At 49.5% G+C, this 23,271-nt stretch carries 20 protein-coding genes; 11 read left to right on the plus strand and 9 right to left on the minus strand.

Annotated features, from left to right (window positions below; genetic code table 11):
- Window positions 1-46 precede the first annotated feature (46 nt).
- From ACLR2L_RS03735 to ACLR2L_RS03755, 5 genes are all read left to right on the plus strand, one after another.
- Window positions 47-1,345 carry an adenylosuccinate synthase gene (locus tag ACLR2L_RS03735; RefSeq protein ID WP_140958119.1) on the plus strand — a complete coding sequence of 433 codons (1,299 nt, stop codon included), beginning with the start codon at window positions 47-49 and terminating at the stop codon, window positions 1,343-1,345.
- A gap of 150 nt (window positions 1,346-1,495) precedes the next feature.
- Window positions 1,496-2,875, plus strand: coding sequence for an aldehyde dehydrogenase family protein (locus tag ACLR2L_RS03740; protein WP_413365815.1), 1,380 nt, complete (start codon window positions 1,496-1,498; stop codon window positions 2,873-2,875).
- Between the two features lie 273 nt (window positions 2,876-3,148).
- On the plus strand, window positions 3,149-3,568 hold the full coding sequence (locus ACLR2L_RS03745) for a VOC family protein (protein WP_140958117.1): 420 nt from the start codon (window positions 3,149-3,151) through the stop codon (window positions 3,566-3,568).
- Window positions 3,569-3,678: 110 nt separating this feature from the next.
- Window positions 3,679-4,263 carry a hypothetical protein gene (locus tag ACLR2L_RS03750; protein WP_413365818.1) on the plus strand — a complete coding sequence of 195 codons (585 nt, stop codon included), beginning with the start codon at window positions 3,679-3,681 and terminating at the stop codon, window positions 4,261-4,263.
- 50 nt (window positions 4,264-4,313) lie between these two features.
- Entirely contained in the window at window positions 4,314-4,589 is a 276-nt protein-coding gene (locus ACLR2L_RS03755; protein ID WP_413365820.1) for a hypothetical protein, read from the plus strand.
- 83 nt (window positions 4,590-4,672) lie between these two features.
- On the opposite strand, the gene ACLR2L_RS03760 is transcribed toward ACLR2L_RS03755, so the two are convergent.
- Complete coding sequence (locus tag ACLR2L_RS03760; RefSeq protein WP_413365822.1) at window positions 4,673-5,059, minus strand: VOC family protein; 387 nt, start codon at window positions 5,057-5,059, stop codon at window positions 4,673-4,675.
- A 117-nt stretch (window positions 5,060-5,176) separates the two neighbouring features.
- Here ACLR2L_RS03760 and ACLR2L_RS03765 point away from each other — a divergent pair, with 117 nt between their 5' ends.
- Window positions 5,177-5,872 carry a helix-turn-helix transcriptional regulator gene (locus ACLR2L_RS03765; protein ID WP_413365824.1) on the plus strand — a complete coding sequence of 232 codons (696 nt, stop codon included), beginning with the start codon at window positions 5,177-5,179 and terminating at the stop codon, window positions 5,870-5,872.
- A 44-nt stretch (window positions 5,873-5,916) separates the two neighbouring features.
- Here the strand turns inward: ACLR2L_RS03765 and ggt are convergent, their stop codons facing one another.
- Genes ggt through pbp4b form a run of 3 tightly spaced genes read right to left on the minus strand, consistent with a single transcriptional unit; the run spans window position 5,917 to window position 11,414 of the window.
- The gene (gene ggt, locus ACLR2L_RS03770) at window positions 5,917-7,590 is read right to left on the minus strand and encodes a gamma-glutamyltransferase (RefSeq protein ID WP_413365826.1); all 1,674 of its coding nucleotides are present in this window, start codon (window positions 7,588-7,590) and stop codon (window positions 5,917-5,919) included.
- 2 nt (window positions 7,591-7,592) lie between these two features.
- Window positions 7,593-8,969: a Na+/H+ antiporter NhaC family protein gene (locus ACLR2L_RS03775; protein WP_413365828.1), complete on the minus strand. Its 1,377-nt coding sequence runs from the start codon at window positions 8,967-8,969 to the stop codon at window positions 7,593-7,595.
- A gap of 48 nt (window positions 8,970-9,017) precedes the next feature.
- Window positions 9,018-11,414, minus strand: coding sequence for a penicillin binding protein PBP4B (gene pbp4b, locus ACLR2L_RS03780; RefSeq protein WP_413365888.1), 2,397 nt, complete (start codon window positions 11,412-11,414; stop codon window positions 9,018-9,020).
- Between the two features lie 327 nt (window positions 11,415-11,741).
- On the opposite strand from pbp4b, the gene ACLR2L_RS03785 reads away from it, so the two are divergent.
- From ACLR2L_RS03785 to ACLR2L_RS03800, 4 genes are all read left to right on the plus strand, one after another.
- Window positions 11,742-13,613: a glycoside hydrolase family 3 protein gene (locus tag ACLR2L_RS03785; RefSeq protein WP_413365831.1), complete on the plus strand. Its 1,872-nt coding sequence runs from the start codon at window positions 11,742-11,744 to the stop codon at window positions 13,611-13,613.
- Window positions 13,610-14,752, plus strand: coding sequence for an acyltransferase family protein (locus ACLR2L_RS03790; protein WP_413365833.1), 1,143 nt, complete (start codon window positions 13,610-13,612; stop codon window positions 14,750-14,752). Before ACLR2L_RS03785 ends, ACLR2L_RS03790 begins: the two co-directional genes overlap by 4 nt.
- A 110-nt stretch (window positions 14,753-14,862) precedes the next feature.
- Window positions 14,863-15,612, plus strand: coding sequence for a substrate-binding periplasmic protein (locus ACLR2L_RS03795; RefSeq protein WP_413365835.1), 750 nt, complete (start codon window positions 14,863-14,865; stop codon window positions 15,610-15,612).
- 64 nt (window positions 15,613-15,676) lie between these two features.
- Complete coding sequence (locus tag ACLR2L_RS03800; protein WP_413365837.1) at window positions 15,677-16,591, plus strand: intradiol ring-cleavage dioxygenase; 915 nt, start codon at window positions 15,677-15,679, stop codon at window positions 16,589-16,591.
- A gap of 16 nt (window positions 16,592-16,607) precedes the next feature.
- On the opposite strand, the gene ACLR2L_RS03805 is transcribed toward ACLR2L_RS03800, so the two are convergent.
- Window positions 16,608-17,957: a M14 family zinc carboxypeptidase gene (locus ACLR2L_RS03805; protein ID WP_413365839.1), complete on the minus strand. Its 1,350-nt coding sequence runs from the start codon at window positions 17,955-17,957 to the stop codon at window positions 16,608-16,610.
- Between the two features lie 177 nt (window positions 17,958-18,134).
- Between ACLR2L_RS03805 and ACLR2L_RS03810 the strand changes: the two genes are divergently transcribed.
- The gene (locus tag ACLR2L_RS03810) at window positions 18,135-19,004 is read left to right on the plus strand and encodes a MurR/RpiR family transcriptional regulator (RefSeq protein ID WP_140958108.1); all 870 of its coding nucleotides are present in this window, start codon (window positions 18,135-18,137) and stop codon (window positions 19,002-19,004) included.
- A 69-nt stretch (window positions 19,005-19,073) separates the two neighbouring features.
- Here the strand turns inward: ACLR2L_RS03810 and ACLR2L_RS03815 are convergent, their stop codons facing one another.
- The 4 genes from ACLR2L_RS03815 to ACLR2L_RS03830 all read right to left on the minus strand — a co-directional run bounded on the left by ACLR2L_RS03815 (window position 19,074) and on the right by ACLR2L_RS03830 (window position 23,271).
- The gene (locus ACLR2L_RS03815) at window positions 19,074-19,670 is read right to left on the minus strand and encodes an exopolysaccharide biosynthesis protein (RefSeq protein WP_413365841.1); all 597 of its coding nucleotides are present in this window, start codon (window positions 19,668-19,670) and stop codon (window positions 19,074-19,076) included.
- A gap of 225 nt (window positions 19,671-19,895) precedes the next feature.
- Window positions 19,896-20,072 (minus strand): DUF21 domain-containing protein, encoded by a 177-nt coding sequence (locus ACLR2L_RS03820; protein ID WP_413365843.1) that lies wholly within the window; start codon window positions 20,070-20,072, stop codon window positions 19,896-19,898.
- Between the two features lie 4 nt (window positions 20,073-20,076).
- Complete coding sequence (locus tag ACLR2L_RS03825; protein ID WP_413365845.1) at window positions 20,077-21,981, minus strand: glutathionylspermidine synthase family protein; 1,905 nt, start codon at window positions 21,979-21,981, stop codon at window positions 20,077-20,079.
- A gap of 126 nt (window positions 21,982-22,107) precedes the next feature.
- The gene (locus ACLR2L_RS03830; protein WP_413365847.1) at window positions 22,108-23,271 is read right to left on the minus strand and encodes an exo-beta-N-acetylmuramidase NamZ domain-containing protein; all 1,164 of its coding nucleotides are present in this window, start codon (window positions 23,269-23,271) and stop codon (window positions 22,108-22,110) included.

The raw sequence follows: 23,271 nt of genomic DNA on the forward strand, positions 1-23,271 counted from the left end.
GAATTTTGATAGAATCCACGCCTAATTTTTTACACATACTCGACTCATGGCTAAAAATATTGTAGTCCTCGGTACCCAATGGGGTGACGAGGGTAAAGGTAAGGTAGTAGATCTACTCACTGACCGGGCAAAGTATGTTGTGCGCTATCAGGGCGGACACAACGCTGGTCACACCCTGGTGATCGACGGTCAAAAAACCGTTTTGCACCTGATCCCCTCTGGTATTCTGCGCGACAACGTAACCTGTATTATTGGTAACGGTGTGGTGTTGAGCCCGGAAGCGCTGATGACTGAAGTCGGCATGCTTGAAGCACGCGGCGTACCGGTACGCGAGCGTCTTAAGATCAGCGAAGCCTGCCCGCTTATTCTGCCTTATCACGTGGCACTGGATGTGGCTCGTGAAAAAGCGCGCGGTAACAAAGCCATCGGTACCACAGGCCGCGGTATTGGTCCTGCATATGAAGACAAAGTATCCCGTCGCGGTTTACGCGTTGGCGATCTGTTTAATGCAGAAGACTTCGCCGCTAAGCTGAAAGAAGTATTACACGTACATAACTTCACACTGACTCAGTACTATGGTGCAGAGCCAGTTGATTTCGATAAAACCCTGGCTGATGCGCTGGCAGTTGCCGACATATTGCGCGCCATGGTGGTAGATGTAACTGATGAGCTGGATAAGGCTCAGAAAGCGGGTCTGCCAATTATGTTTGAAGGTGCACAAGGCACGTTACTGGACATCGACCACGGCACGTACCCTTATGTTACGTCTTCAAACACCACCGTAGGTGGCGTAGCAACAGGCGCTGGCTTTGGTCCGCTCAACCTGGATTACGTACTGGGTATTGTAAAAGCCTATACCACTCGCGTGGGTTCAGGCCCGTTCCCAACTGAGCTTGCCTGTGAAGTGGGTGAGCATCTGGGCGTGAAAGGTCACGAATTTGGTGCTACTACTGGTCGTAAACGCCGCACTGGCTGGTTTGATGCGGTAGCAATGAAGCGCGCCGTACAGATTAACTCCATTACTGGTTTTTGCTTAACCAAGCTGGACGTGCTGGATGGTCTGAAAACCCTGCAAATTTGCGTTGGTTATAAAGACAAAGACGGCAACATTAAAGATGTGCCGCCAATGGCTGCCGATGGTTACGAATTGGTTACTCCTGTATATGAAGAAATGCCAGGCTGGAGCGATACCACTTTCGGCGTGACTGAATATGAAAAACTGCCTCAGGCGGCGAAAAACTATATTGCGCGCCTGGAAGCATTAACGGGTGTACCGGTAGACATTATTTCTACAGGCCCGGATCGCAACGAAACAATTGTACTGCGCCACCCTTACGACGCGTAAGCGCTCTGCGTAGTTCAAATCTATAGAGCCCCGATGCCGGGGCTTTTTTTTGTCTGCTGGCCACTTGAATCAGCTGAATAATCTCCAGTGCGGATTGGCGTAAATTAGTGTTAGGATAGGTCGGTCCAGTTAAGGTGGAGTTGACCAGTAATGTCGCAAAATACCCCAATTGTTCAGGCGTTTGAACGTTTACAGCAAACCTTTCAGCTAGGTAAAACGCGCACGTACGCGTGGAGAAAATCACAGTTGGAAGCCCTGCAGCGCCTGCTTACGGAAAATGAGCAAGCGTTTTGCAATGCTTTGGCAGAAGATCTGGGCAAAAGCCAAAGCGAAGCCTTTACAACTGAAATTGGCTTTTTGCTGAGTGACATAAAACACACCAAGAAACACCTCAAGCAATGGATGAAGCCCGTAAGGGTAAGCACGCCCATAGTGGCACAACCGGGGCGCAGTTTTATTCAGCCAGAGCCACTTGGAACCGTATTGATTATTGGTGCCTGGAATTACCCCGTACAACTTAGTCTGGCACCTTATATTGCGGCCCTGGCTGCAGGCAATTGCGCTTTGTTGAAACCTTCTGAATTATCGCCAGCCAGCTCAGCATTAATGGCTTCACTTGTGCCGCGTTATCTGGACGGCGATGCAATTTCAGTGATAGAAGGTGGTAAAGAAGAAGCGGCGGAACTACTGACATTGCCCTTCGACCACATCTTCTACACAGGTGGCGACCGCGTGGGCAAAATTGTAATGCAAGCAGCGGCTAACCATTTAACGCCAGTAACGCTGGAATTGGGTGGCAAAAGTCCGTGCATTATCGATAGTGAAACCGACCTGGCGGTGAGTGCGCGCCGTGTGGTCTGGGGAAAATGGACTAACGCAGGTCAAACTTGCATTGCACCGGACTACCTGTTGGTAGAGCGTTCGGTAACCCGGGAGTTTCTTTTGTTGCTGGAGCAGGAAATCGCCCGCCAGTTCGGCACTCAGCCGCTGACCAGTAAGGATTACGGACGGATTGTAAATCGCACGCATTTCGATCGCCTGCGTGGTTATTTGCAGCAACAAAATGTGGTGATGGGCGGGCAGGTTGACGAATCCTCGCTTCGCATAGCCCCCACTGTTGTGCTTAATCCGGATATCGACAGCCCGGTTATGCAGGAAGAAATATTTGGCCCTGTTATGCCGCTACTGGAAGTCAGCAGTGTGCAGGAAGCCTTTGATTTTGTGAAACGCCGGCCCAAACCTCTGGCGGCCTATTTGTTTAGCCATCGTCAATCGGTACAGCAGCAAATCGTCGGTGAAGTAAGTGCGGGCAGTATATGTATAAACGATGTAATGATGTTTATGGCAAATCCGGAGCTGCCTTTTGGCGGTACTGGTTTTAGTGGCATGGGGCGTTATCACGGTAAATTTGGCTTTGATACGTTTTCTCACCATAAGAGTGTGATGAAACGCAGCTTCTGGTTCGACGTGGCTATTCGCTACGCGCCGTCCAGTGCGCGGAAACGCTATTTATTGAAGAAGTTGCTTTAGCATTACTTCGTCTATTGCCAGCTTCTTTTCATCGGTTTTAGAACGGCTCTAATAAAAGTTAAATGTTCCCTTTTGGGCGTGCTAACTTTCAATTCAATAACCTGAGCGTTTGATTTGAAAATAAGAGACGAAGCGTATTAAAAGCGACAAAACAACACACAGCGCTTTGCGTTTATCACTTTATTTTCTACTATGCTTCCTTTCATCATACATTCGCGGTGTAAACGCGAATGTGCTTTGACAGATTTTCATTATCCGACATAAGGGCAGGGTATGACGCAACCTTTTCATTTAGCCATTCCGGTAGACGATTTAGATAAGGCCCGTGCGTTTTACGGTGACTTGCTGGGCTGCAAGCAGGGCAGAAGTGATACTCACTGGATCGATTGGGACTTGTATGGGCACCAGTTAGTTACGCATTGCGTAAAACGTATGCCAACACCACCGGAATACAATAGCGTAGATGGCCACAATGTGCCCGTGCCGCATTTTGGTGTGGTGCTTGGCATGGCTGACTGGCAACAGCTGGCCGACAGACTTACTGCGGCTGGTGTGTCATTTGTAATTGAGCCATACATCCGTTTTAAAGGGCAGGCGGGCGAGCAAGCTACCTTGTTCTTTATGGATCCTGCGGGTAATGCGCTGGAATTCAAAGCGTTTAAAGATATGAAACAGTTGTTTGCGGTAGATTAAAAAATACGCAAAATGATACTGGCTTTTTTTGCTAACTTATTGTTAGTATGAAACTATTGTATTCGGCGCTGGCCGAAGTACAAGCAGCTAACACAACAGGAACGAGATAAATGGAGTTTATCCAAAAGAAACGCGGCGTTAAGCATACGTTTACCCTGAAGGAAGACCACTTCAATTTTGCTTATGAGGATAAATCAGGCGCAGGTGACATCGATGTAAACTACGCTGATTTTCCGGTGAAGTCGTCGGTAACCATTGAGCAAAACGAATGGTTGCGCAACGTGGGTTTTTTATGGATTGCGCTGGGTGTGGCCCAAATTGGTTGGGCGTTGTTTAATGACCTGAGCCTGTCTGGCAAAGGTTTTTGGCTAATGGTGGGAACGGCGTGTGTATTGTGGGCGCACTTTTCTAAAACCCGCTACTCGGTGTTCCGAACTGATCAGGGTCATGTACTGGTACTCCAGAACAAGCAGCATCAGCAAATAGTCGATACGCTGCATGCACGCAGAAAGGCACAATTGCTTAATTGGTATGGCGAGGTGAATCCTGAAAACGACCTGCAAAACGAAATCAGGAAGTTTCAGTGGTTGGCAGAACAAAAAGTAATAACAAAAGCGGAGTCTGAGCAGAAAATTGCCCAGGCGCAATTGCTGCACAACAGTCAGTACGAGACAAACGACAATACATTAAATTAATGCGACTGCTCACGTTAATCGCAAAAAAATAATAATAAAGGAGCGACATCATGCGTGAAGAATTTATAACTGATGGTCAGCGCAGGCGCTCAGTGTCAAAAGTGTTTTTGGGCTGGTTATTCTGGGGAGTGTGTTATGCTATTGGCTGGCCGGTGTGCAAGGTATTCACCCTTGGATCTTATCCACACTCTCAATCCCGTGAGCGGGCTATATTCCGGCATCAGCGGGCACATACGGGCTTTAGTTGTGCTATGGTGGGCTTGATTGTACTGAGTTTGGTTGTGGCGTATTTTACGGGTTATCTTCCTGCGCTGACGCTGAGATAACAATGCGTCGAGAGGCTGAACCCAAAACGGGTTCAGCGCAAAAAACGGGCATAAATAACAACCTAATGCCCGCTTACTAATCGCTACTTTACCATGCAGAACGCGTTGAGTTTATTGCCGTCCAAATCTCTGAAATAGCCGACATAAAAACCCTTTGTGGCATCGTGTGGCCTAAATCCCGGCGCACCCTCGCAAGTGCCACCTAACGCCAGTGCTTTGTTATAAAAGGCATTAACCTGTTCCGGCGTTTCCAGTGCAATGGCCGTCATGTTGCCATTGCCAGCAACAGCAGCTTGTTTGTTAAAGGGCAGGGTTACGCCAAACGACACTTCACCGGGTGTGCGGGCCCAGGCAATAAAGTAATTGTCCTGCTCCATAAAACGCTCAGCCCCTATTGTGCTTAACAATGCATCGTAATATGCGCCAGACTTAGCCAAATCGGCAGTACCTACCAAAACATAACCAATCATTTTTATCTCCTTAATGAGTGTTGATCTACACAATCTCATCTTATTCGTTGACTACTGACAGTAAGTGTCAGTAGTGTTTTTGTATTGTTAATCGTCCCTGGTAACCGGATAGTCAGTATGCGAAAAGCGGAACGTCTTAATGCCATTGTTCACCATTTAAGAAGAATGCATCACGCAGTAACAGCAGAAACGTTAGCCCAAGCCTTTGAGGTAAGCCCACGTACAATCTATCGCGATATTCAGGATTTAGTGGATTCGGGGATCCCCATTTCCGGCGAAGCGGGTGTGGGTTACATGATAGACAAGCAATATCACCTTCCTCCGATTATGTTTGATGCGGATGAAATTGAAGCCATTGCTCTGGGCATTGGCATGGTGAGTAACTGGACTGACGATGCCTTTGCCCGCAAGGCCAAAAGTGCCTATCAAAAAATTCAGGCAACGTTAACTGCGCCAATGATTCATGAACTCACGCAGATCAGCACGTTTTCGGCGCCAAGCCATTATAAAATTCCCTGGGAGGTTAACTTTACTCAGGTAAGGGAGTGTATCCGGCGCAAGCAATTTGTGTCGTTTCAGTATCGCGACCTCAACGAACAAGTTACCGAACGCACGATACGACCGCTGGCATTGATTTCGTTTAGTCCGGTTTGGCTACTGGCAGGATGGTGTGAATTACGGCAGGATTTCCGCAATTTCAGATTGGATCGGATAGCCGCGTTTACTATTGGACAACAACGTTTTCGCGATGAAAAAGGCAAGTCTCTGGCGGATTATCTAAAGGCCCAGCAGGCCTGTGATGGCAGTCTTTGACTAAGAATAAGCGGGGAACGACAGGTGCCGTTCCCCGCGGTGGATTAATGGGTACTGCGAACCTCTGCCTTGCCACGGCCGTTTTTCTCAGACGCCGCAGACAGCTTGCCGTTTTCGCTTAAAATCAGGTGCAGATCGCCAAAGCGGCTTTCGTCAATGGTATAACCCATTGCTTTAAGGGTTGCCAATGTCTCTGCACTAAATCCATCGTGTACACGAATAGTATCTTTGGGCCACAACTGATGATGGAAGCGCGGGCTGTTCACGGCCTCTTCTGCGCTCATGCCATATAACAGCGTATTGAATACCGAGAGTGTTACTGAGGAGATAATGGTGGTGCCACCGGGGGAGCCGGTAACCAGTTTAACCTTGTCGTTATCCAGCACAATAGTCGGTGTCATCGACGACAACATGCGTTTGAACGGTTCAATCGCGTTGGCATCGCCGCCCATTGCTCCAAAGAAATTGGGGACGCCAGGTTTGGCACTAAAGTCGTCCATTTCGTCGTTCAACAGAAATCCTGCGCCCTCTGCTACCACGCCTGCACCAAAACTCAGGTTAATGGTGGTGGTATTCGATACGGCATTACCCCATTGATCAACAATAGAAAAGTGGGTGGTGTCTTCACTTTCATGCAAACCAGGTTGTATGCCTTCTGTAGCGGAAATAGCGGTCAGGTTAATGTCTTTGGCCCGGCTTTCGATATACGCCGGTGCCATTAACTGGCTCTGTGGCACATTAACAAAATCCGGGTCACCCAGATATTCAGCACGGTCGGCGAATACGCGTTTGCCGGCTTCTGACACCATGTGCAAATAGGGCGCAGAGTTGTGTGCAGGCATTACATTGGTGCTTAATACGCTATCAACCATACCCAGCCATTGTGCTACAGCGATCCCCCCTGAACTAGGCGGTGGCGCCGTAACGATTTTGTAGCCGCGCCAATCAAATGCCAGCGGCGTGCGCCATTTGGCGTGATAATTGGTTAAATCACGGTGGGTCATTAACCCATTGGTTTTCTGCATGTAGGCTACGATGGCATCGGCCGTTTCACCTTTGTAGAAGCCATCCGGTCCCTGGTCGCGAATGCGAGCCAGTGTGGCGGCCAGTTCAGGTTGCGTAAATAACACCTCTGGTTCAGCAGCGGCGCCAAAATAGGTTTCAAAATTGCTCTCGCGGCTATTTTCACCTAATCGCTTAATATAGCGGCTTACACGTCCAGCCAGTTTTGGCGGCACGTTAAATCCATCTTTTGCCAGCGACACGGCAGGCTGAACCAGTCTGGCCCAGGGCAGTTTGCCGTATTTCTGGTGAGCTTCCCACATACCGGCAACCGTGCCAGGAATACCGGACGCTTTGGCACCAAATAAGGAATCAGTGGGATGAACGTTGCCGTCGGCGTCTAAATACATATCGCGAGAGGCAGCTTCCGGCGCCATTTCACGGTAATCCAGAAAATCGGATTGTCCATCGATATAGATGGTCATAAAGCCGCCGCCACCAATGTTACCTGCCTCCGGGTAGGTTACTGCCAGCGCGAACTGGGCTGCGATAGCAGCATCTACGGCATTGCCGCCCTGTTCCAGAACGTCCATGGCTACTTGTGCGCCGAACTTGTCGGGCATGGCTACCGCATAATCAGATGTCGTTTGATTTGCAGGTTGATTCGAGCAGGCAACCAGCCCGAACAAGCCTAATGTGATCAGTAATATTCGCATTGTTATCCCACCATTATAATACTTGCGACGAGGTAAGCGACGAGGGCCAGTCCTCCGCCAACCAGTGCATAGGGTAATTGGGTTCTTACGTGTTCCAGCAAGTCACAGCCGGAGGCGATGGACGATACCGCTGTGGTATCAGAAATTGGCGAGCAATGGTCGCCAAACACCCCGCCACCCAGAATGGCGCCTATCACTAAAGAAGGCGGCAAGCCTAACTGCTGGATTAGCGGCACACCAATTGGGATCAAAATAGCAAAGGTTCCCCAGGATGTACCGGTAGTGAATGACATTATGGCACCAGCAATAAACAACATGGGCACTACCAGTACAGCTGGTAAGTACTCACCAACTAATCCTGCCACGAATACGCCGGTACCCAGAATTTTAAGGCTGCTGCCCAGGGTTAACGACAACAGTACAATCGTAACCAGTGGCAGAATTTCTCCCATACCTTTAAAGCCGGTTTCAACGGCTTCATGATGAGTGAACCGCTTGCCAAAAACCAGCATCAGGTAAGCAACGGCAGTCGCCAGTATGGTGGCGTAAAGTACCGATTTACTGCCGCTGCCCTGGGCAATTTCACCGTTTCCTGTCCACAGCATAAAGCCCACCATGCTCAACACCATGGTAACAATAGGGACTACCATGTAACTGGCTTTAGTTGCCGGAGCGGCCTCGAGTGTTTGCTGGTTACTACTTAACTGCTGTTCTGCTTTTGCCATTGGGCCGTGTACCTTGTCGGCAAATACGGTAAAGGCTGCAAGTACCAGGGCAATGATGGCGTAAAAGTTAAAGGGCACTGAACCCCACAAAATGCTGGCAGAAGACTCAGGTAGGTCGTATGTGTCAAGCATGCCCAGTACAAATGCCCCCCAGCCATTTAACAGAATTAATATACACACAGGTGCACTGGTGCTGTCTATCAGGTAGGCCAGTCGCGCGCGGCTCATGCCGAATTTATCAAACAGCCCCCGCGCGAAAATACCTGCGGTGAGTACGCTCAGGTTTGATTCAATGAATACCACTATGCCGGTGGCCATGGTTAATCCACCCACCTGACGCTTACTACGCGCAACACCGCGCTGGGTAAGCCAGTTAACGGTAGCGGTGACCCCGCCGGAATCGCGAATATAGGCAAGTAGTGCACCTACCAGCACACTGAATAACAAAATCCGTGTGTTGCCCGCACTGGTTGCAACGTCCACCACCCGTTCAATAGAGGTGATGGGAGCAAGAAGCAGCGAGCCGTCATTTGCGGTGAAGAGAATAAGTGCTTCGGCGCACAATACCGCCATCAGCAGCGCCATAATGACTTCTTTCTTCCAGAAAACAATCACGATAGCGACCAGCGGTGGAATAATGGAAACCCATTCCATAATGTTAAGCCCTGTTGTTGTTCTTGTAGTGTGGCATTAATGCCAGGATCAGCGGTTTAGTACCGCTTCGTATACCAGCGATACAATACTGCCATATTTGCCGGTTTCAAAGGTTTTACCGGTAAATTGCAATTCGCCGTCTTCATTTTCTACAATGGGCGAGTGGCGGGCATTGGTCAACAGAATGACGGCCAAATCCAGAGCAGGGTCGATAACTGTCGCTGTGCCGGTCCATCCGGTGTGGCCAAACGCCTGTTCACTGGCGTAAGGGCCAAAATGCCAGCGGTTTACGCCATTAGCCGCTCGCCGCCAGCCTAGTCCGTAACTCCAAAAGCGGTTATCCGGCTTAATAAAAGCATTAAGTACACTGTTTTCAAAAAGCTGCACTGTGCCATATCCGCCACCGTTCAGCAGCAGTTGTGCCATGACGGCCAGATCATCAGCAGTGGAAAACAAACCCGCATGACCCGATACCCCAAGCATTGCATGAAACGCCTTTTCATCGTGCACTTCACCCTGCAGGGTATAGGTGCGGATATTGGGGAAGTCCAATCGTCCACCACGGGTATTGCCCATGAGTTCAGTGGCGGCAAATTCCTCGCTTTGATGCCCTTTAAGCAATGGATTAAAGCGCGTGTGAGTTAGCCCGAGAGGGGCGTAAAGCTGCTCTTCGCAATATTGGTCCAAAGGCATACCGGTAATGCGTTCAACCAATAAACCCAAAAGCATAAAATTGGTATCGCTGTACGCGGTAGTTAGTCCGTTGCCGGTGTCAAAGGGCACCTGGGTTACCAGCAGTTCTGAGGTGCGTTGTTTGTCCTGGGAGTAGAAGGCCGGGCCAAGTGGATTGTCTGGCTTGTGAAACGGGATCTCTGGCGCATAACCGGATTTGTGTGACAGTAAATCACTGACAAGGCGGGCTTCGCGTCCATCACCCTGATATTCCGGCAGATAAAATTGAATGGGTTTGGACACGTCGAGTTGCCTGGTTTCCACCAGCCGCATCAGGGCAAATGTAGTGGCAAACATTTTGGTATTCGACGCCAGATCAAAGCCTGTGTCGGTGCGCATTGGCTGGGGATGCATCAATTCGTGATCGGATTCGTTGTAACGTTTTGCATAACCGTAAGCGGTACGTTTAATAATGGCACCGTCTTTGACTACCAGTAGTACAGCACCTGGAAAACCCTGCTGCACTTCCTGATTAATCAGCGCATCTACTGCTGAGAAGCGCTGATTATTTTGCGCAGTCTGGTCGGTTAGCGTGGGGAAAGGCACTGTTACACGCAATGTAGCGGATTCAGGTTCAACCTGGCTCACCGCAAGGGTGTTTACGCCGTTGCGGGTTCGTCGCGCCAGTGAATACTGATAAGGGGTATCAGGCATAAGAGGTTGGTCTATGTTGATTCGCTCACCATTTACGGTAATGGTAGCTTGCGTAGGTTCAGAGGCTTTGATCATCAATTCGCCGCGGCCCTGATAACCTTTAAAGGAAAATCTGTCGTTTACCAAAGCGCGCTCTGAGGGGGACATATCGGGTACGATGGCGTCGATTTGACCGTGTTTCGGCTCATAACTCAATTGTTCCGAAGGTTGTAGCTCTTTTGCATAACGGGCCAGCAGATTTTCTGCAGTGGCAGGGAAATACTTCTCCAACAATGCAAACAAGGCCGCAGCCGTGCGGCTATCCGGCTCACCCGTAACGTGCCAGGGTAAAAAATGCATTTGAAATGCCGACACCGCGTTCAGTGTACTGCTGTCTTTTATGCCGGTTTCCACCAAACCATAGCCATAGGCACGAAAAGCGGCCTGAATTAGTCCAACTGAAGCCGGGTGCTCATTAAATTGCTTCCAGTAGTGCGCAAGGGTGTCGTTGTCGTACCACGCACCAATCCCTTCCTGATAAAGCTCGTACCAGGGAAATCGCGGGCCTGGATCGTTCTTGCGGTTAAACGCGATGTCTGAATGACCAATGACTGCCGTTGGATGAATATCCGGGTTGCGTGACAGAATATCTTTAGCTAATTCAATTACCACTTCTATTTGTTTGGGATCGTAGTCTGGAAACAAGCACAGGCGATTATTGCCATGTTCTGCCAATGATGGGCCAAGCTGCCCATCCCGTTCGCAGGTCGGTACGTTAACAATTTCAATACCGATAGAATGATCGTTTAAGCCGGTACGACCCTGCCAGTAACTTTGCCCGGCATGCCAGGCCCGTTTGTTTTCATCTACCAGTTGGATGACCCGGGGCTTGCCCACCGGATCGGAAGGATCATTGGATTCGGGCACCAGATAATGCGCGCTAAGTCCGCCTTCCTTTACCAGTGCGTCGACCGATTTCGCGTAATCAATGGCGGTGAAGTGGATCACCAGTGACTTAACCCTTTCGCCGTAGTTGCTGGACGGCATTTGAATAACATTGCGACTACTACAACTGATCATCAGAAGGGTGCAAAGCAGTAAGGTAAACGGGGTGCGTGCTACGCGCTTGATCACGGAGATTCCTTTGCTACTGGTGTTATTCATCATTCAGCTCAAATTAACAATACCCAACCGGAATGTAAATAATAAAATATTCCAATATTGTGTCAGTGATGCTGAAGGCGTTACTTGCTGTTTCAAGCTTCATACTGTCGCTATATTAGTCCTGTTGGGCGTTTTTAGACTTGACCCAATAAATTCTATGTCGAAGCAATAAGGTGGTAAATCAGCGGGTGAATAGACATGTGTTGGAATAATTTATTTTTTGTGGCGGATCAGGTAAGCTGCATGAATAATGAAACAGCAATACGGATTACAGGTATTATGTTGCGAGGGTTGTATGGTTTTTTGGGAGTGCTGGTTATGCTGAGCGTGTCGGCGGGTTGCTCGTTTTCCAGTGAGTCACCATTGTGGCTTGGCCAGAAACTAATGTTGGATTTGCGTTATTATTGCGCAGACGGCACCGATGAAAAGCAATGTAAAACGCCTGTTACCGAACTGCCGCCAGTATTAATTGAGGTCATTAAGCAAGGTAAGATTGGCGGTGTGATCCTGTTTGCGGAAAACCTGCAGGATACCGCGCAAGTGGTTAAGCTTAATTACCAGTTGCAATCGATTGTCAAGGAAGCCGGACTGCCTCCTTTGTTTGTTGCCATTGATCAGGAAGGCGGCAGGGTTGCGAGATTACCCGATGCCGTTGCCACCCGTTTTGTTGGCAACATGGCGATAGGTGCAACCTATCCTGAGCACGGCACCCGGTTTTCGGCTGAGGTGAATGCGGGAATTGCGAAATCTATTCGCTTGTTGGGGTTTAACGTTAACTTTGCCCCCACGGTGGATGTAAACGTGAATGCTGACAATCCAGTGATCAATGTGCGTTCGTATGGTGAATCAGCCGAACTCGTCGCCGAAATGGGGGCTGTAGCCGTGTCAGCACTTCAAAAGAATGGGGTGATGAGTGCCCTCAAGCACTTTCCGGGACATGGTGACACGCATGTGGACAGCCACACTGGCTTGCCGAAAGTAGAACACGATGCGGCAACCATCGAGTCAGTTGACCTATTGCCATTTAACTATGCCATTGAGCAGCCTGATTACCCCGCTATGATCATGACTGCGCATATTCAATATCCTGAACTGGATGACACGACGTTCACCACAAAAGACGGCGAGCAAAAAGTGTTACCCGCCACGTTGTCTCATAATATTTTAACCGGCTTGTTGCGCAACAAAATGGGTTACAGTGGCTTGATCGTAACCGACGCGCTGGACATGGCTGGTATTGCGCAATATGTTGATCACCGCGACGCGGTGGTGAAAACCTTTAACGCCGGTGCCGATATCGCGCTCATGCCATTTGCCATCCGCAATCCGCAGGGTGTAAAGCAGTTTTGGCAATTGTACGAACAGTGGATACAAGCCAGAGCAACCGGCGAATTAAACGCCACCGAGCTGGATGCTTCTCTACAACGTATTTTGGCAGCCAAGCAGACTTATGCGTTGGACGAGTTTATAAAGCAGCCGCTCAGCAAGCGTCTTGCTGATGCCACATCACAGCTTCCTATGCCGGATAATCAGCAATTGGAACGTGAGTTGGCGGAGGCTTCGCTAACCAAGGTATTTGACAAGGGCGTACTGCCGCTCAAAGGTAAGCACTTTGCGCTGGTTATGCCAGACGAAGCGCGCTGCGATGCGCTTTCAACCGCACTTGAACAGCACGGTAAGGGGATTACCACAACGTGCCTGTCGCTTAATCGCATTGCTGCCCAGCCAGATGTCAGACCGTTGTTAGAGGCCGACGCGTTGATTATTGGCGATATTACCCCTCTGCACTCTTTGGTGGAAATGGGCGGAATGGATGATCTGGCTAACTGGAAAGCAAGGCCGGATAAAGCCGCCATAGACAAGTGGGTGAAAGGGCTGGTGGAACAGGCCCGCTCCAGGCAGGTGCCGGTTGTGATGGTTGCGCTTCGCACGCCCTATATGCTCAGTGAATATCGGGAGCTTGCCGATGCGGGTGTAGCAACCTTTGGTTACAACGTTACAGTAAATAGTACAGCAAAGGGCGAGGTGGCAGTAGGTGCAGTGTTTACCGCGCTGGCCGCAGGGCTGTTAGGGCATATTCCAATGCCCGGACAATCGCCGGTAACCATAGAATGACCCAACGGGTACAGGCGCTGGATGCACTTAGAGGGCTGGCGATATTTGCCATGTTGTTGGTAAATAATCCGGGCTCCTGGCAGCATGTATATGCGCCTTTACTGCATGCATCCTGGCACGGATTAACGCCAACAGATCTGGTGTTTCCGGGCTTTATTTTTGTGATGGGTGTGACCATTGCCATTCAGTTTCCCAAGGCTGTGGCGACGTCTTCAGGCCGAGCAGCACTGTGTTTATCTGCACTGCGTCGCAGTGCTGTGCTGGTGCTGTTGGGCTGGCTGTTATACCTGTTCTGGTTTGATTTTTCTGTGCCTCAATACAGTTGGCTGGATTCCCGATTAGCTACATTGCGATACTTTGGTGTGCTGCAACGCCTTGGTTTGGTGTATTTTTTAACCATAGTTGTGTTGTGTGTTGTGGCAGCCAGGGGGATATTATACAGCGCAATAGCGCTACTGATTTTCTATTGGTTAATAATGAGTTTCATGCCTTATCAGACAGCCACTGGTGAGCAATTTCAGGGGTTGTGGCTGCATGGTAATAGCCTGGCTGCTTATGTAGATAATCAGCTGTTTGGCGCGCAACACCTGTACTACGCAAAGGCTAGACCGTTTGCGTTCGATCCGGAAGGCTTGTTATCTACGATGCCGGCTGTCAGTAGTTGTTTGTTAGGCGTCGTTGCAGGCCGTCATGCGCTGGTGGCTAATGGTTGTAGCTCGCGCTTGTTGAATATAGCGCTGGCGGGAATATGTATTGGTGCAGCAATGTCGGCATGGGTCCCTGTGAATAAAGCGTTATGGACACCCACTTTTGTGCTGATCACCAGTGGCATTATGGTGTACCTGCTGTGGGGATTGATGTTACTGGAACGCCGCTTTCAGCTGTTTAAACCAGGGAATCCCTTGCTGGTGGCCGGTACCAATAGTATCGCGCTTTACATGCTTGCTGGCATATTAGCTCGGTTATTGTTGATGGTGCGGATAAATGGTGAATCGCTGAAGCATTGGTTGTATCAGCCCATTACGCAGGTAATAAGCTCACCGGAACTGGCGTCGTTGTGTTTTGCATTGCTGTTTTGCGGAGTGTGTTATTTGCCGCTTCGCTGGATGTACCGGCGCGGTATCTTTTGGCGGGTGTAATACTGATTTCTTTAGTATTGCTCTGGACGGTCTGGTAGGTCCACCTGACCATTGGGTCAAGGGCAGAATAGACAGGGTTGGAAATTCATTGTGAGTAAAAGGATTTAAGGATGATTGCCAGGCGGCTCAGGCATACGTTGTATATCACAGCTATGGTGTTTTGCTGTGTAGTTACAGCACAGAGTGACGAAACCCTGTATCTGGCCATGGCAGAAGACTGGAAGCCTTATGTTTACCTCGATGCCAACGGCAAAGCAGCGGGTGACGATTTTTCTTTGCTTCAACGTACGCTAACCAGTATGCAATACGAACTAATGGCGGTTGACCTCCCGGAACAACGGTTAGGGCGGGATATATTCCGTGGTCATGTAGATGTGACGTTGGGAGCCGTTTCTACCCCCGAGCGACGTGAGCAAAATTATTTTTCTATTCCCTATCGCCTGGAAACTATCGTATTTGCCTACCGTAAGTCGGTGCATCCCGATTGGCAGGATAAGGGGCTTGAACAGATCCTGCAGCAGCAAGAACTCATTGCAGTAAACAATAGCGGTTGGTTCGGCGATTGGTTCAGGTACCATATTCAGGAGACCTATCCGACCCAGTTGATTCATGCTGAAGGCACGCTCCGGCGAATGCAGCTGCTCAAAATGGGCAGGGTGTCGGCAGTGATTGGTGACATCCATGTTTTACAGGATGCGGCCTGGGAGCTGGGGATCACGGATTTACAAATCGGCGCAGCCGTCATCAATCAAACACCGGTGCATTTTATGTTTAGCCGCTTGCGTGTCGATGCTGACTTTATGAAGCGATTTAATCAGGCTTTAAAGCAACAACTGGATGCTAATGTAAAACTTCCGTAAAGGTTTGAATAAACCGCCACTTTCGCTGCCAAACTGGCTCAGGCTTTAAGTGGAGAGCATTATTGTGGACCGTCAACCACCATTAAATTCAAATCAAATTACGCAGCGCAGAAAGGTTATCCGAACCCTGTTGGGCGCCGCCATGGCAACACCGGTATTATCCCTCATTGGGTGCGGTGGAGCGAGTACATCAACTGCGTCAACTTCAGCGTCGGCAGCGACTTCAACTGGCTCCACGGGCAGTAGTGGCGGCACCACGTCGGGAAGCGGTACTACGAGTAGCGGTGTAACTACCACTACCGATTGGCTAAGTGGCGGCACCTCATCCATGACCGAGAATTTTCCGGATGACAGCTTATTTGAGAGTAGCAGTACCTGTTCGGTTGAACTCACTCAGACCTTAACCGAAGGGCCGTGCTACTTCGACAGTGAGTACCGGGACGATATTTCCGAAGGCCAAACCGGCTTGCCCATGATGCTGTGCCTGCAACTGGTAGATGCTAATTGTAATCCGTTGTCGGGCTATGAAATTGAAGTATGGCATTGTGACGTAGACGGTATTTACTCGGGTGATACCAGCGACAGCAGCGATGCAAATGGATTCAGCTCATCCTTTTGTACCGGCAACGACCGCGATGCACTAGCTGCCAAATGGTTCCGTGGAATCAAGGTAACCGACAGTGCAGGGCGGGTGAATTTTTCGTCGTGCTTCCCTGGCTGGTATTCGAGCCGGGTGATCCATATTCATTTCAGGGTGAAAAGCAACAACAACGACGAAGTGGTATCACAGTTTGCGTTTAGTGATGATTTTGTCGATGCGATTTGTACATCTCATACAGACTATTCATCACGAGGCGAGCCAGACACACATTTGTCGGGCGATACGGTGTTCCGCAGCAGTGACGAAGCCTTTTTGTTTGACCTTCAGCAGAATGCCGACGGTTCCCTACTGGCTTACAAACGCATTGTTATTAGTTAATTAACCAGCGGGCTAATCAGCTCTCTACGCTGACTAGCTCGCCATTTAACACCGCAACACAGTGGCCATTGTCGTGTTGCATAATCCAGTAGGCCGCAGTGTCGGGTTGCAACCAGTGGTGTGTTAACGCTTCAGGCACGCAAAGAACGGGTAAGCCCGATTGGTTGTTCAGGTAATGCTGATCACCAATAAAGTACACAATTCCCGCCGACAGTTTGTTCAGATAATCCTGCCTGGTTAAGGTTAACGGGGCAACTAATGCTTCTCCAACCAGAGGCAGCACCTTCATCCCCACTGTGTTGGGGTTATAAAAAGCCTGTTGCACCGATAAATCGCCAATGTGTTTAATGCTGGCTCTGCCGGTCTTACGGCAGATATTCACGCTAATATCGGCATGGAATTGTTCGTTAAAACATGTCAGTGCAAGCTGTTGGAATTTGATATCGACCAGGCCGTCTTCGACGTTGTCGGGAATGCTGTAGTAGTCTGCCAGCGATTTCGCCATAAACTGATTGCTGAGCAGTGCCTCCAGGGCGGTTTGCAATGCAATTACGTTCATTTTTCTGGCCATCTGGCGATTGGGATCGCCCGGATAAGCGCCGGACTCAATTAAAATAGTGCTGGCACCGGTTGCGGCAATGTTATCGCCAAATGAGCGCAGAGAGTAAGTATCATCATAGCGTCCAATGTGGCGGGGTAACCAGTGTTTTATTGCGTCTGCCATACAGGCGATCAACTGCTTTGCACGCAGGCGTGGTGCGTCTACATGTTTATCTACATGGAACGCCGGGGCTAAAAAGGCAATGGTAGCGCTTTCGCCTTGGTTGCCCGCGGTGTAATAAGGGTTCTGGTCGTGCAGGTTAAACGCAATGTCGGGCTTTAGCAGGCTAACCTGCTCCCACAATATCCGGCCTTCCGGCGATTGCAGCGCTTTGGCGTCACGGTTGATATCAATGCCCTGTGCGTTAACTCTGGTGCGTTGTTCAGCGCCGTCTGGATTGAGCATGGGAATAATGTGTAGCGTAACCAGCGACTGCCAGTTTGTGTCCAGTGAGGGCAATGGCTGGGTTAGCAAAATATGCAGCCAGTCCAACACGGCTGCGGTAGCAGTGGGTTCGTCTCCATGCATCTGAGTCCATGCCAGCAACACCAGCGGCCCCTCACCAACGGTCAAACGCGTAACCGGGGTACCTGAACAGGCATGGCCTATTACCTGGTGCCGCACATTGGAGTGTTCCGTAAACTGTGTTATTGGCCCGGTAATGTCACTAAACCGTAAATGGGGTTTATTCAAACAGGCAAAGTGCTGCTCATCCCAGATTGACGCAATGGAATTGGCAGGCAGGTGTGGATGGGCAGTGTGCATAATTTACGGTAACCTATTTGGAATAATTTAAGGACGCCTTGCTCGCTACCCTTTATTTAAAGAGATTTTGATATTCGTAGCAACTAGTTTATATTTGAATAAAAAATTCATGTTGAAGGTTTTGCGTTGTACATTGCGATTGTGACGTTTGAACCTGAGAGTAGGAAATAATCTGCTATGTCTGCCTTTGTAAAAATCAAAGCCATTAAACATTCGTTGTCTTCAAGCGAAGCAAAACTGGCAACCTTTACCCTGGATTCGCCCAATGCGGTGCGAGATTTGTCGTCGCAGGAACTGGCAAATGTGGTAGGTGTGAGTCAGTCCAGTGTTGTGAAGTTTGCACAGAAGCTGGGTTACAAAGGTTATCCTGCGTTTAAGCTGGCGGTTATTGATGCGCTTAATCGCGAAACGCCGAATACCCAGTTACACGGTAAAATTACGCTGAACGACGGCTTTGAACAGATGGCCGATAAACTGCTAAGCAGTAAGATCAGCGTGTTGAACGAAACCCGTAACCTCAATGAAATTGTTGAATTCGAAAAATCTGTAGAGATCATTAAAAATGCCAAACGGATTTTAATTTGCGGAGTAGGCGGCTCAGCGCTGGTCAGCAAGGACTTCTCATTCAAGCTACAAAAGCTGGGGATGGTGGCGATGGCTGAAGCCGATGGTCATATACAGTTAGCCATTGCTGCAACCTACAGTGAGGCTGACGTAGTTATTGCCATTTCTGAGTCTGGCACTACCCGGGAAATTGTGAATGTGGTGCAGCAGGCAAAAGCCAATCACGCAAAAGTGATTTCGATTACCAAATACGGCACAACTCCGGTGTCTGAATTGGCTGATGTGAAACTCTATTCCGTAGCCGAAGAGGCATCAGCTCGGCTTTCATCCATTCTGGCCAGAACGGCGCAGGAACTCATTATTGATATGCTGTTTATTGCGTTAACTCAGGCGTCGCGTCCTGGTCGTAAGCTACTGGAGAAAACCAATGAAGTGGTTTCGCAATTCCGTCAGGGGACGCCGCCGGTAAACGGGGCCGGTTAGTATTTTCGCCTAATAATTTACAGGTCACACCGGTAGTCAGTATTGCTATTCAATGCTGATCACATGGGGCTACATTAAGATCAGGTAACCAAGCAGGCTGGTCACTAACAGTCCAAAAAACGCAGCCGCCACCTGAACCAGCCCATCGCGTTCCAATAAGCCAAGGCCCATTAAAATAATAAACAATGCGGGCGGCAGGTTTGTCAGTGGAATGGGGATCATGGTAGCCATACCAAATACCGTAATGGCGACACCGTTAATGCGATCAACGATGGGCGCTTCACAAAATTGCCAGCGAGGTCGGATATAGTACTCCAGTTTTACAATGCTGGGATGAAAAGTGTTCAGCGCCTTTTGAATTTGTACCGGGTTCAACTGGTAATGCATAACAGAGGCGGGCAGCCAGGCTCTGCGCATGCCCAGAATCATTTGTACGCCCAGAAATACAATCAACAACCCCGAAATAATCGAAATAATCGGCACGATATTAATTATCGCTAGAAATATCAGCAGGATACCGAAGGTACGGTCGCCAAATTGCGTTGCCAGGGTGCCCAGCGACAACGAGTGCTCGGCCCCCTGACTGGCGATAGATAGCAGTATATCCGACGTCCTCGAGCGTTTTGCAGCTGGAACGTCAAAGAGATGGTGTGATTGACGACTCAAAGTAATAGGTACAAATAAAATTGAACCGCAATTATGCGGGCTTTATGGTTGCTAGTCCATGGTTAATCAATATTTACCTGCGGTGTGGTTACCGTTCCGCCAATATGTTGGCCTCAGCCCGTTCTTTGTCGCTAAGTCTTATATAGAGTCTGTCCTGAAACCACTGATACCGGTTGTAGGTGTCATTGTCGTCACTAAGCGCCAATATCAGCTGGTTAAGTTCGGTTAATTCAACCAGGTTGGTTGCTGCATGTGATGGTGATACTGGGCGTGCGGATTGCCATTGGCATTCTCCACTTCCAATCGCATCCGGCTCACCGAAAAGTAAGCCAGATTTAACCCGGAAAATAGTGCTGATTGCACTAAACACAGCACTATACCCAGCCAGATAACGGTATTCATTGATCTACTTTATCAGGTTGATCACGCATTGGTCGTGCTCATTGTCGGGAATTACCCGTAATGGCACTACATCACTCTTGCTGGTTATGATAGCGCTGGTATCTACACGGGTACACATACCGCGCATCGCACCCGTTACACAGAAGCTGCAAATTTGCACATACTGTTCCCCTACAAATGGCAAAGGAAACAGGGCCTGATAAATGCGATCCTGAGCAGAAAACTTCCCTAGTGATTCAGAAAGCTTCTGATCAGAAGCATCTACCATTGTGATATTGGCGCCGCAGCGACCGGCAATCGGCTTGCTCACATAGCCACTGGCGCTGAGGCTGTCGGTGATCTCAAACGTTGATTCAAGCAGATAGGGGCTATCGGGGAACAATTCCCACAACACGGTAAGCATGGCTTTGTTGCTGGGCAATAACGTCCATAATGGTTCGTGAACCATTACGTTGTCTTGCAGCAAAATATCAGACAATCGGGGTTGGCCAGAAGCGGGCGCGCTGGTGTCATTGAGGTCGGCCCGTAATTGGTCGAGCGCCGTTTCCCAGGCCCAGGTTTTCCATACACGGGTAATCGGACGGTCATTGGCGTCTACAACCTGCCCTGCATCGTTAAAATGCAGTCCTTTAAAACCCTGCTGAAGGTGCGTAACAATGCCGGCGGCTTCCATGGCTTCACACATATATCGGGCGTGATATGCTTCCTCTAAATCAGAATCGTACAGCACGTGAATATGCAGCGGTTCGCCGTTTTCGGTGACCTCCTCTACCAGTTCTGTCCAGGCAGTAACCAGCGAACCAAAAAGATCCTGACCGCTGTCAGCACCCATTTCAACCCCTGCGACACGCGCCCATTTTCCCTGAATACGGCCTGCTTCCATATAACAGGAGGCGGAATCGGCGTTGTACTCGTATAACTTGAGTCCCCGCTCACTTAAGCAAAAATCGAAGCGGCCTGTCATCACTTCATTGCGCCGGTTGTTCCAGCTTTGCTGTATTTTCGGCCAGATAACGTCAGGAATATTAAACGCAGGCCAGCAAGTAGGATTTTGCAGTACGTAGTCAATGGCATGCATAAACTGACGGTGAAGCTCGGTTGTAGCCCGTTTTACGGCTTTTCTGGCTGTGTCCGACACAGAATAAAACTGATTGGGATCACTCTGCGCCACCATGGCATGACCTTCCATCATATCTACATAGGCCTTTTCGGCCAGATTGGCTTCGTTCAACCAATGATTGGCTGAAAACGCCTTTTTTATGCGATGGGCCAGTACCTGCATTCGCGAGGGAATAAAGGGTACCGAGGGTTCGGCAAATTCACTGTCCTGGGTTTGGATCATCCAACCCAGTACCGCTGTGCCGTGTTCGGGTTCTTTAATCCACACGCCACCTGATTCGTCGGTATACATTGGCAGGCTGCGAGCGTAATCAGCGCCTTCAGGCCAGGCCTGATAGGAAGCATTTTGTTCAGCTACATGCACACAGTCGTCATTTACCCTGACAATAATGGCAACATGGCCGGTCACCGCAAATTCACCGCCTTCTTCCCAAATAAGCAAGCAACCGGCTTGCGGCTTTTGCTTACTGCCGTTGCGAAATGCCTGTAGTGGCAGCGACGCTTTTTTCTGCACGTGAGTCAGGGTGCGCAAGGTGAAGATGTCGTAAGCCATGGCAACGTCATCAAATACACACCCGGTGTTGATCAGTAACCAGCGACGTGCAAATTCCACACACTGCCATTTATAACCTGTGTAAATGCCATTGTGATAATGTTTGAAAGACTGACGATTGGGATGCTGTGTTTCATCCACTGTGTCGTAATCACTGCAATAGGCAGGCACATTGCCTGGTGCAATCCCCTGAACCATGCCAAAAGGAAGATCGGTGTTCGTGTGTTTCGCGGTCATAGTTAGCGTCCTAAGCCAGGGCAATGAGACCAGTGCGTATAATGTGGAGAGTCAATGGTAAAAATGCAAGTCACACTGGAACCTACCTGCAAAATAAAAAGTCGTCCGCCCAGAGAAATGGTGTAATTAGTGTGTCGGGTAGAGCAGATAAGGTTTGCGCTGAACCAGAAAATGTTCAATTCCCGATTGCCAGCTCAACCGAATGGACTCTTCACTCAGGCCCTGTTCCATTTGCGTACGCAATACGTCGGTGCCTGCCAGCAAATCAAAAAAACGCGGGCGGTCTATGAAGGTGTGGTCTGTCGCCGCGAAAGCGTCTCTTGCTTTAATTAATAACGATAAATCAAATCCTTTAACGGTGCTTGAACGCAAGTCTAATCCCCGTAACGCTTCTCCCATGAGTTTGGGGTTCGGTGCACTGTTTGGCATGGACACCGGCGTAAATTCAAAGTTTCCTGGCTGAATAACCGGATGCCCGAGCACCTGAAATGGCCAGGGCGTGCCGCGCCCAATGCTCATGGTGGTGGCTTCAAACAAACACAGCGAGGGGTACAATTGAATTGCCTGGTCGTTGGGTAAGTTTGGGCTGGGCGGTACGGGCAGTGAATAGTGGTTAGTTTTGCGGTAACGGAATACCGGTATGACGGTTAACGACAGCGAATTCGCCTGATTTATCCACTGTTCACCGCGGATCATTAATGCCAGCTCACCTACTGTCATGCCGTGGAGTAACGGAATCGGATGCATGCCTACAAACGACTTAAAAGCGGGTTCCAATACCGGGCCATCAACAAACCGACCATTTGGATTGGGACGGTCCAGCACCAAAATGGCAATGCCTTGTTCGGCAGCGGCCTCCATCACATAGTGCAGGGTACTGATATAAGTGTAAAAGCGCGCACCAACGTCCTGAATATCAAACACCAGTACGTCAATGCCGGCTAGCATGTCAGGGGTTGGCTTCTTCGTTTTACCGTATAACGAGCGAATCGGCAGGCCCGTTTGGACATCGATACCATCACTAATGGTTTCACCGGCTCCAGCATCACCTCTGAAGCCGTGTTCTGGCGAGAACACCGATTTGACATTGATGTGTTGCGACAACAAATAATCAACCAGATGCTGTTCCCTAACCCGGCTGGTTTGATTAACAACCAGTCCCACCTGTTTGTCTTTTAATAATGGCAGATAAATGGCGGATTGCTCAGCGCCTACCACCAACGCCTTTGCCTGAAAGCTCACAATCAGCCAGCAAACTAACAAACTGACACTGCGTATTAAGCCCGTCAT

This window comes from Alteromonas sp. AMM-1, assembly GCF_047290655.1.
GTDB classification, from domain to species: Bacteria; Pseudomonadota; Gammaproteobacteria; order Enterobacterales; family Alteromonadaceae; genus Alteromonas; species Alteromonas mangrovi.